Consider the following 9,764-nt stretch of genomic DNA (forward strand, 5'->3'; position numbering starts at 1 on the left):
CCCCTCACCGCACGTGCGGTGGCGGCGCGTTCGGGCATCGTGGCCCGGGCGGACGAGGTCACCACGGGCGAGCGCATCCGCCAGGGCACCGCGGGCGAGCTCACCGCCCTGCGCGTCTACGCCCGCACCACGCCCGAGCAGAAGCTGGACATCGTCCAGGCGTGGCGCACCGCGGGCCAGGTGGTGGCGATGACCGGCGACGGCGTCAACGACGGTCCGGCCCTGCGCCGGGCGGACATCGGCGTGGCCATGGGACAGCGCGGCACCGAAGTGGCCCGCCAGGCGGCCGACCTGGTGCTCGCCGACGACAACCTGGCCACCGTCGTTGCCGCCGTCGAGGAAGGCCGCCGCGTCTACGCCAACGTGCGCCGGTTTCTGCTGTACGCCCTCTCCGGAGGCACCGCGGAAATCCTGGTCATGCTCCTCGGCCCGTTCTTCGGTATGCCCCTGCCCCTGCTCCCCGCGCAGATTCTGTGGATCAACCTGCTCACCCACGGTCTCCCCGGAGTGGCCCTCGGAGCAGAACCCGTGGCCCCGGGCGTGATGCTCCACCCGCCCAGGCCCCCCGAGGAGAGCGTGCTGGGCGCGGGGCTGTGGCCCCGGATCCTCGCCATGGGGGCCTTCGTCGGCGGCGTCACTCTGGTGACCGGGGTGTGGGCGCTGGAGACCGACCGCCCCTGGCAGTCCCTGATGTTCCTGGTGCTCGGCGCCACCCAACTGGGTGTCGCCCTGGGCTCCCGCGCCCGCCCGGGCAGCCTCGCCAATCCGTTTCTGCTGGTCGCCGTGGCCACGGCGCTGGCCCTCCAGGTGGCGGGCGTCTATCTGCCGCCCCTGCGCGCCCTGTTGGGCACCGAACCGCTGCCGCCCAGCGACCTCGTGATCGCCTGCGCGCTCTCGGGCCTGGGACACGTCGTCATGTGGGCACAGCGGCGTCTCACCGGCACCTCGAGCCCGGCCGCGGGCGTCACATGTGTACGACGGGTGCCGCGGCGGCGTCCTGGGCGGGTGCGCCGCGTCGGTAGAGGAGGGCGCTGATGACCACACCGGCGGCGAAGAAGACGGCCGACCACCAGTAGGCCGTGGAGTAGCCCTCCAGACCGGCGTGGGCGAGGACGGCGGGGTCCTTGGGGTTCTTGCCGTCCAGGTAGTTGGTGACGGCGCTGGTGGACAGGGTGTTGAGCAGGGCGGTGCCGAGCGAGCCGCCGACCTGCTGCATGGTGTTGACGGCGGCCGAGGCGACGCCGGAGTCCTCGGCGGCCACCCCGGAGGTGGCCAGGCTCATCGCGGGGGCCATCACCAGGCCGAGGCCGAGGCCGGCCACGACCAGCGGGGGCAGGATGTCGGCCGCGTAGCCGCTGTCCAGGTCGAGGGCGGTCAGCCAGGCCATGCCGGCGGCGGCCAGGCCCATGCCGAGGGGCACCACGGGCTTGGGGCCAAGGCGCGGGATGAGTGCGGTGGTGGCGAGGGTGGAGGTGAGCATGAGGGCGGCGACCATGGGCAGGAAGGCCAGGCCGGTCCTGATGGGGGTGTAGCCGAGGCTCTGCTGCAGGTAGTAGGTGAGGAAGAGGAAGACCCCGAACATCCCGGCGCCGCTGATCAGGACGGAGACGAAGGAGGCGCCGCGGTTGCGGTCGAGCAGGATGCGCAGCGGCAGCAGGGGGTGCGGGGAGCGGGTCTGCCACCAGGTGAAGGCGGCGAGCAGAACGGCTCCGGCGGCCAGGAAACCGAAGGTGGCGGGGGAGTCCCAATCGTGGCTCTCGGCGTTGGAGAAGCCGTAGACCAGGCAGAACAGTCCGCCACCGACGAGGACGGCGCCGGGGATGTCGATGGTGACGCTGGTGTCGCGGGTGGAGCGTTGCAGCAGGACCGCACCGCCGATGACGGCGACGACGGCGAAGGCGAGGTTGACGTAAAGGGTCCAGCGCCAGTCGAGGTGTTCGGTCAGCACACCGCCCAGGAGCAGACCGATGGCGCCCCCGGAACCGGCGATGGCGCCGTATACGCCGAAGGCCTTGGCTCGTTCCCTGGCGTCGGTGAAGGTGACGGTCAGCAGGGAGAGGGCCGCCGGGGCGAGCAGCGCGCCGAACACGCCCTGGAGGGCGCGGGCGGCGACGAGCATGTCGAAGCTGGTGGCGGCGCCGCCGAAGGCGGAGGCCCCGGCGAAGCCGACCAGCCCGACGAGGAAGGTCATTTTGCGGCCGAAGAGGTCGGCGATGCGGCCGCCGAGCAGCAGCAGACTGCCGAAGGCGAGGGCGTAGGCGGTGACGATCCACTGCCGGTTGCCGTCGGTGAAGCCCAAGTCCTGCTGTGCCGAGGGCAGGGCGATGTTCACGATGGTGGCGTCCAGGACGACCATCAGCTGGGCCACGCCGATGACGGCGAGGATCCACCAGCGGTGGCGGGGCCGTGCGTCGGCGGGCGGGAGGGGTGTGACGGCCGCGCCGGCGGGCGGCGCTTCGGCCGGGGTTCGAGGCATGACGAAACTCCGGAGGAGGTGGGAAAGGGAATGTGAAAGGTGTGCTCGTCGGGGCGACGTCAGCGCTTGACGGCCTTGGCGATCTTGACGCCGACCGGGCTGGAGATCGCGCGGATGGCGGTACGGCGGGCGAGGTGTCCGAACCGGTTGACGGGCATGAACATGTGCTGCATGAACAGCGCCTGCTTCTGGTAGCGGGTGGTCAGCGGGCGCAGCTGCTGCTCCCAGGCGCCGAGGGCGGCGGGGATGTCGGCGCGCTCGCCCAGCAGCCGGCCCAGCAGCTCGGCGCCGGCGATGCCCATGCCCGAGCCCTGTCCTGAGTAGAGGGTCATACACCACGCGGAGTCGCCGAGCAGGACCACCCGGCCCTGGCTCCAGCGGTTGATGTGGATCTGGCTGACCTGGTCGAAGAGCACGGACTCGGAGCGGTCCAGGGCGTCCAGCATGGCCGGCACGACGGCGCCGCCGAAGTCGCCGAACGCCTCGCGCAGAGCCTCGGAGGGGTTCCTGCGGACCTCCGCGGCGGGCCAGGGCGTGCGGTAGAGCAGGAAGGCCACCGGGGGATGGTCGACGTAGGTGTTGATCCAGGCCGAGCGGCCGGGGGCGGTGGCGACCAGGGTGTCGCCGTCGCGTACGCCGGGCAGCTCACCGTCGATGACGCAGGCGGCCACGGCGTGGTCGAAGTCCTTGCGGTAGAGGTCTTCCGGGCCGAAGACCAGGGAGCGGACGGTGGAGTGGATACCGTCGGCGCCGATGAGCAGGTCCGCGGTCTCCACCGAACCGTCGGTCATGGTGACGGTCACTTGGTGGCGGTCCTGGGTGATGGCGGCGGGCCCGATCCCGTAGCGGATCTCGACCAGGTCGTGGACCTCGTCGTACAGGACGCGTTCCAGGTCGCTGCGGAGCAGGATCCGCAGCGGGGTGCCGTCGACCTGGTTCGGAAAGGTGATGCCGGGGGTGACGCGGCCGCTGCGGGCGATCTCGTACATGCGCCCGTCGGGGAGGGTGCGCTGGGGGAGCGCGTCCAGGATGCCCAGGCGTTCGGCGGCGGCGTAGCCGGGGCCGAAGAAACGGACGAAGTAGCCGCCGGTACGGCGCCGGGGCGCGCGTTCGACGATCAGGGGCTGCCAGCCGGCGCGGTGCAGGGTCAGGGCCGCGGCGAGTCCGGATATGCCGGAGCCGACGATCACGGCACGCCGCGCGGGGCGTGGGGGAAGTGACTGAGTTGCCATGGGGGGGCGCCTTTGAGGTCGGTCACGACGATCTCCCTGTGCCGGAGATCCTTCTGACACCTGTCAGGTTATAGAGAATCTGACACGTGTCAAATAACGTGTTCGTGGGCTCTAAAATTGCGGAGCACAGGCCACACAGGCGCCGGTAAGCAGTCATGGAGACCGGCAAGCAGTCATGGAGGTAAAGGTGGGAGCAAGGGCGGAGTCCGCGCGACGGCCGGGGCGCCCCGGCGCGGACACTCCCGCGGTGCCGGAGGAGGAGAGCATTCTGCTGCGCGGGCTTGAAGCCTTCGCGGAGCTGGGTTACGACCGCGCTTCCGCGCGTGAGCTGGCCCGTCGGCTGGGCGTCAGCCATAACTTCATCAACGACCGGTACGGGTCCAAGGCGGCGTTCTGGCGCGCGGTGGTGGACTCGGCGATGGGTGCACAGCTGGCGCGGCTGCCGGAGGTGGACCCCTCGGTCGACGATGCCGAGCGGTTGCGGCGCATCATCAGAGCCTTCTACCGGACGGCGGCGGACACACCGCTGATGGCGCGGCTCTTCGTCGAGGAACTCAGCCAGGACACGGAGCGGTTGGACTATCTCTACGAGAACTACATCGAGCCGACCCTGCAGACCCTGGTGCCCAGCATCGAGCGGCTGGTGGCCTCCGGCCGCATGGCGCCGCTCCCGATGCATGTGCTGTTCTTCGCCATCATCGGCCCGGTCTCCGGAATGGTGGAGGTGCCTTTGGCGCGGCGCCTGGGCAGGCCCGACGCCACCTCACCGCACCAGCTGGATGCCACGGCGGACATGCTGGCCGGTTTGGTGGTCAACGGACTGCTCGCGACGTCAGGATGAGCTGATCGCGAGCGCGGCGGCCTGCTCGGGGGTGAGGGGGCGGGTGGCGTGTCCCTGGAGGAGAAGGTGGAGCCTGGCGGTCTGCTCAAGCTCCTCGATCGCGTCGGCGGCCTTCTCCAGGGTGGCTTCGGCGACGACAGGTCCGTGGTTGGCCAGGAGGATCGCGTGGTGGCCGCGGGCCGTCCGCTCGGCGAGCGGTTCCAGGCTGCTGTCGCCCCCTGCTGTCGTCGGCATGGTGGTGTGTCGGCGAGATTGCATCGGCGATCCAAAGAAGTACAAACATGCCTGCTGGCGCCTTGACCTCGCGGTGTATCGCACTCATATTGCCTCACGCCGCTCATTGATACAAGCCGCTCAGCCGTTGGAGGCGACAGCCAAGTCTCCGACAACCCGAGTGAGTCCCGTACTTGCTCCGGCGGCCGGAAGGGTCGTCGTCGGACAGGCATGACCTGTCAAACTCCCCGGAGTGATCCAGGGGAGAATCTCCCGGATTCATCCGGGAGAGAACTTCAACTGAAGCTGGTCACCGGAACGGGCGCCGGGCTCATTGTCAACGGGCGGCTCGTGCGCGGAGCGAACGGCCTGGCCGGCGAGTTGTCCCATCTCCATGCCGACTCGGCAGGCCCCATGTGCCGCTGCGGTGCCCGCGGCTGCCTCGGCGTGGTCGCCACCACCGACCATGTCCTGGAAGCCGCCCGCCCGCTGTTCGGCCCGGACGTGAACATCTACGACGTCCTCGGCCTCGCCGCGCAGGGCGAGGCGACCGTCCGCCGAGTCCTCGACGACTTCGGCCGCCTCGTCGGACGCCACCTCGCCCCCGCCTGCGTCATGCTCAACCCCGAGTTGATCGTCGTGGACGGCACACTCGGCCCCGCCGCCGCTCCCGTCATGGAGGGCCTTCACGACGGGTTGCGCCGCCACATGCCCGACGGGGCCTACCGCGCGCTGACCCTCACCCTCGGCCGACTGGCCGAAAACGCCGAACTCCTCGGAGCCGCGCATCTCGCACGAGCCCCGATGTAGCCGCCGAGCGGACGTACGAGCGGACGTACGAGCGGACGTACGAGCGGACGTACGAGCGGCCGTACGAGCGGACGTACGAGCGGCCGTACGAGCAGCCCGTACGAGTGCGCGTACGAGCGGGCGATCAGCCCGAGCTCGCGATCACCAGCCTCGCCCCCTGTGTCCGGTCGGACGAGGGCCCGGTCTCCACCAGGAGTTCCCCGGGCTCGACGGCAAGGCCGAGGTCCCGGGTGACGGAGCCGAGGGTGTCGGCGTCGATCTCGAACACGGCGTCGGCCTCCTCCCCAGGACGCAACTCGAGCCGGGCGAATCCGCGCAGCTCGCGTATGCGGGGCCACGAGGCCCCGCCCGACAGCCGCCGTACGTAAAGCTGGACCGTCTCGCGCACCGGCCGCTCCCCGGTGTTGCGCACGCTGACCCGGCAGATGAGGGCGGGATCGTCCGGAGTCACACGGGCGCGGGAGAGCCGTGGTGGCGCGTAGCCGACGGTGGTGTACGACAGGCCGTGGCCGAAGGCGTATCGGGCGGTGGCGGGCTGGTCCACATAGCCGCGGTACCCGTGATCCTTGGCGTTGTAGAACACCGGCAGCTGGGCTGCAGACCTCGGCACCGACACCGGCAGCCGCCCCTCCGGTTCCGCCGCGCCGAACAACACGTCGGCGACGGCCCGTCCGCCCCACGGGCCCGGGTACCAGGCGCTCAGCACGGCGCCCGCCGTACCGGGAAGGTCGGGCACGGCGTGCGGACGGCCCTGTACGAGCACCACGACGACCGGCACGCCCGTGGCCGCAACCGCGTCCATAAGCGCCAACTGCCCCTCGGGAAGGCGTAGATCGGCCAGATCGACGCCCTCTCCGCAGGTCATGTCCACTGGGTTGGCGGAGGTGACGACGGCCGCGCCGTTGGAGTCGAAGACGGTGTCGCCCGACCGGGCGCTTGACCCGCCCAGGACGAGCACCGCGATGTCCGCCGCTGCCGCCACCGCGGTCGCCTCGGGGACACCGGAGAGGTCGCCGCCCACCAGTTCACACCCCCGCGCGTAGGTGACCTCGGTGTCCGGCGGGGCGGCCGACCGGATGCCGTCCAGCACCGTTACGTGGTGGGAGCCGGGCCGCTGTGGCGCGGTGTAGTCGCCGATCTGCTGGGCGATCGAGTCGGCGTTGGGGCCGAGGACGGCGATCCGGCGGGGCGCTGGTGCGATCGGCAGGACCCCTCCGTCGTTGGCGAGCAGCGTGATCGACGCGCGGGCCATACGTTCACTCAGCTCGCTCGGATCGGAGCGCTGGTCCCCAGGCGCTTCGGCATGCGAGGAAGGCTCGTCGAAGAGGCCCAGGCGGAACTTCAGGGCCAGGACCCGGGCCACGGCGGTGTCCAGGGTCTGCTCCGCGACGAGCCCCTGCTCGACTGCCTCGGCAAGCCGCGGATAGCAGGCGTCCCAGAGACTCAGATCGCATCCGGCGTTCAGGGCGAGGGCACTCGCGGACACCGGGTCTCCCGTGAGCCGGACCAGACGGTCGACGGCGCAGCCGTCCGCCATGACGATCCCCTCGAACCGCCATTGGTCCCGCAGGAGTTCGGTCAGCAGTGTCCGGTTGGCGACACAGGGCAGGCCGTCGAATTCGTTGTAGGCCGCCATCACCCCGGCGGCGCCGGCCCGTACGCCCGCCAGGGCCGCCGCCAGATGGATCTCGTGCAACTCGCGGGCGCTCAGCTCGGTGGCCGCGCTGTTGCGCCCGCCGATGGTGGCCCCTTGGCCGGCGAAGTGCTTGAGCACGACGGCGACCCCGGCGGTGCGCATGCCCCGCACCAAGGCCTCGGTGAGCCGGGCCGCCAGATACGGGTCCTCGCCGAAGCACTCCTCCGCGCGGCCCCAGCGCGGGTCGCGCACCAGGTCGAGGGCCGAGACGAGCGCCACATGGCCGCCCCGGGCCCGCAGTTCCGCGCCTGCGGCGGCCGACGCGGCTTCGTACAGCTCGGGGTCCCAGGTGGCGCCGACGGCGAGGTTGACCGGCAACACGGTGCCGTCCAGGGCCTGGTGGCCGTGGGGGACCTCCTCGACAAGGAGCACCGGAATCCCCAGCCGGGTGTTCTCCATGACGTGCCGCTGCACCGCGTCGGCCACGCGGGCCCCGTCCGCCGCCGTGATGCCGTCGGCGAACCCGACGCCGGACCATGCGTCGGCCCGCTGCAGCCCGTACAGGGCTCCCATGCCGTCGTACGTGGCGACCTCGGCGCGGAAGGCATCGGTGAGCCGGTGGCCGTCGGCCGTGCGCTCGTAGGCGTCCCAGCCGTACATGCGCTGGTTGACCTGGCCGACCTTCTCGGTGAGCGTCATGCGCGCCAGCAGGTCGCGGACCCGCTCCGCCACGGGTGCGGACGGGTCGCGGTAGAGGTGATCGGTCACTTTCAGCTCCAGCACTTCAGCTCAAGGACGCAGACACCGTACGGGGCGAGTGTCACATCCGCGGTCGGCGCGCCGGACGCGAGGTCGTGCAGTGTGCCGTCGGCGGCGGGGCGGACGGTGAGCTCCACGGGGCTCTGGCTGACCAGCCAGACGAAGCGGCGGCCGTCCTGGTGGACGAGGACGTCCGCACCGACGTGCGGGCTGTCGACCGTCACCGGGCGCCGGACCCCGGCGACATCGGCGAGCGCCGCGTACAGCCGGTGGGTCTCCTCGGGGTTGACCCGGGCGGTACGGGCGGCCATATGCTCCAGAGGGTAGGTGGCCAGGACGGTGCGGCCGCGTCCGGTGTCGCGCACCAGGAGGGCGGGCCGGCCGTGTGCGTCGACGGCGACGACACGGGCATCGCGGGGAAGGACCGGCAGATACGCCCGGCTGTCCTCGTTGCCCGCGACCGGGAAGCGCAGGGTGTCTCCCGCGGTCAGCCCGCCGAAGTCGTCGGTGAACGTCATCTCCAGGACAACGTCCTCGATGGGCTCGGCGACACCGTAGGAGAGCTGGAGCTCGACGCCGAACAGCCCGTCCAGGTCGTCGAACCACGGGCCGCGGGTGCCGGGGTGTTCGCCGGAGCAGAACGAGAGATAGACCGTGGCGCCCTCGTGGGCGCGGTGTTCGAGCTCACGCCGGGTGCGTGTGGTGAGCTGACGGGTGGCCGGCAGCAGATACAGGGCCGCGTCGCCGGGCAGGCCGTCGGCCTCCCGGGTGAAGCCCACCGGCAGGTCGGCGGCGCGGGTGGCGACGTAGCTCTGGTGCAGGGAAGTGAAGATCAGCGGTCGGTCGGCGGGCCTGCTGTAGGGGTAGCCGCGCTCCAGGAAGGCGGGCACGACCAGCGCCGCTCCTGCGTCGGCGCGTCGGCAGCGCGTGAAGTCCACGTCCCCCAACACCTTCGCGAAGTCGGCGAGTTCAAGCAGAGGAGTCTTGGGGGCCCCGGTGCTGTCGGTGATGCCGAAGTGCATTTCGAAGGGGTGGTGATCGTACGGCGAGCGGTCCCATAGATCGTCGTAGTCGGTGTTGTTCCAGGCGATCCAGCCCGTCGCACCGCCGAGCAGCGAGTTGTGCAGGGTCTGCCGGTAGTAGACCGCCGCGTTCTCGGCGGACACCGTGTCCGTGGAAAGGCCGAACTCCTCCAGTACGACGGGGTGTCCGGTGACCGAGGCCAGTTCGCATTCGAAGGCGGCGCGCAGATGCTGGCGGGGCCGGTCGGTGTCGGAGCGGTACACATGCGGTCCGACGAAGTCGACGTACTCGGCGGTCTCGCGCAGCGAGAAGCCGTTGTCGCGGCCGGTGACCTCGATGCCCCACGCACCGTCGCCGAGAGAGACGGGCTGGGTGCCGCCGGCGGCCCGTACGGCGTTGCACATGGCCTGCGCCCAGGCGGTCACCACCTCGGAGGAGGGCGGATCCACCTGGTAGACGCGGCCGTATCCCGGCATCTCATTGGTGATGAGCCAGCCCGTGACCGCCGGGTGGTCCTTGAAGCGGCGGGTCATCTGGGATACGAACCACGCCTGGCGGCCGACCATCCACACGTCCTCGTACAGATCGCGGCCCCCGCGCCAGGCCGGGTCCCAGTTCTCGCCCGACATATGTCCGACGATGAAGGTGGGCACCGTCCCCATGCCCGTCTCGCTGTGGGCGTCGAGGAAGTCGCGGAAGTGTTCGCACAGCGCCTCGTCGATGCGGTGCGGTTGCGGATGGAAGTCGGGCCAGTAGAAGAACGACCGGGTCATG

The 9,764-nt window shown here is 70.9% G+C and carries 8 protein-coding genes; 3 read left to right on the top strand and 5 right to left on the bottom strand.

Annotated features, from left to right (window positions below):
- The coding region (locus CCN51_RS49750; RefSeq protein ID WP_143676184.1) for an HAD-IC family P-type ATPase at positions 1-1,035 on the top strand (1,035 nt) is incomplete at its 5' end.
- Here CCN51_RS49750 and CCN51_RS49755 read toward each other — a convergent pair.
- Positions 965-2,476 (bottom strand): MFS transporter, encoded by a 1,512-nt coding sequence (locus CCN51_RS49755; RefSeq protein WP_043485955.1) that lies wholly within the window; start codon positions 2,474-2,476, stop codon positions 965-967. The genes CCN51_RS49750 and CCN51_RS49755 overlap by 71 nt on opposite strands.
- 59 nt (positions 2,477-2,535) lie before the next feature.
- A complete protein-coding gene (locus CCN51_RS49760; protein WP_043485953.1) occupies positions 2,536-3,708 on the bottom strand; it encodes an FAD-dependent monooxygenase in 1,173 nt (390 codons plus the stop codon).
- Positions 3,709-3,955: 247 nt separating this feature from the next.
- Here CCN51_RS49760 and CCN51_RS49765 point away from each other — a divergent pair, with 247 nt between their 5' ends.
- The gene (locus CCN51_RS49765) at positions 3,956-4,549 is read left to right on the top strand and encodes a TetR/AcrR family transcriptional regulator (protein WP_014172881.1); all 594 of its coding nucleotides are present in this window, start codon (positions 3,956-3,958) and stop codon (positions 4,547-4,549) included.
- Here CCN51_RS49765 and CCN51_RS49770 read toward each other — a convergent pair.
- Positions 4,541-4,783, bottom strand: a complete 243-nt coding sequence (locus tag CCN51_RS49770) for a class II aldolase/adducin family protein (protein WP_014172880.1) — start codon at positions 4,781-4,783, stop codon at positions 4,541-4,543. The genes CCN51_RS49765 and CCN51_RS49770 overlap by 9 nt on opposite strands.
- 210 nt (positions 4,784-4,993) lie before the next feature.
- On the opposite strand from CCN51_RS49770, the gene CCN51_RS49775 reads away from it, so the two are divergent.
- The gene (locus tag CCN51_RS49775) at positions 4,994-5,572 is read left to right on the top strand and encodes an ROK family protein (protein WP_078610277.1); all 579 of its coding nucleotides are present in this window, start codon (positions 4,994-4,996) and stop codon (positions 5,570-5,572) included.
- Positions 5,573-5,696: 124 nt separating this feature from the next.
- Here the strand turns inward: CCN51_RS49775 and CCN51_RS49780 are convergent, their stop codons facing one another.
- Together CCN51_RS49780 and CCN51_RS49785 are read right to left on the bottom strand one after the other, a co-directional pair.
- On the bottom strand, positions 5,697-7,976 hold the full coding sequence (locus CCN51_RS49780) for a glycoside hydrolase family 3 N-terminal domain-containing protein (RefSeq protein WP_043488522.1): 2,280 nt from the start codon (positions 7,974-7,976) through the stop codon (positions 5,697-5,699).
- 2 nt (positions 7,977-7,978) lie between these two features.
- Positions 7,979-9,764, bottom strand: a 1,786-nt coding sequence (locus CCN51_RS49785) for a cellulase family glycosylhydrolase (protein WP_086861141.1), incomplete at its 5' end; no start/stop codon positions are given.

Origin of the sequence: Streptomyces milbemycinicus, assembly GCF_002154605.1 — a bacterium.
Classification (GTDB): domain Bacteria; phylum Actinomycetota; class Actinomycetes; order Streptomycetales; family Streptomycetaceae; genus Streptomyces; species Streptomyces milbemycinicus.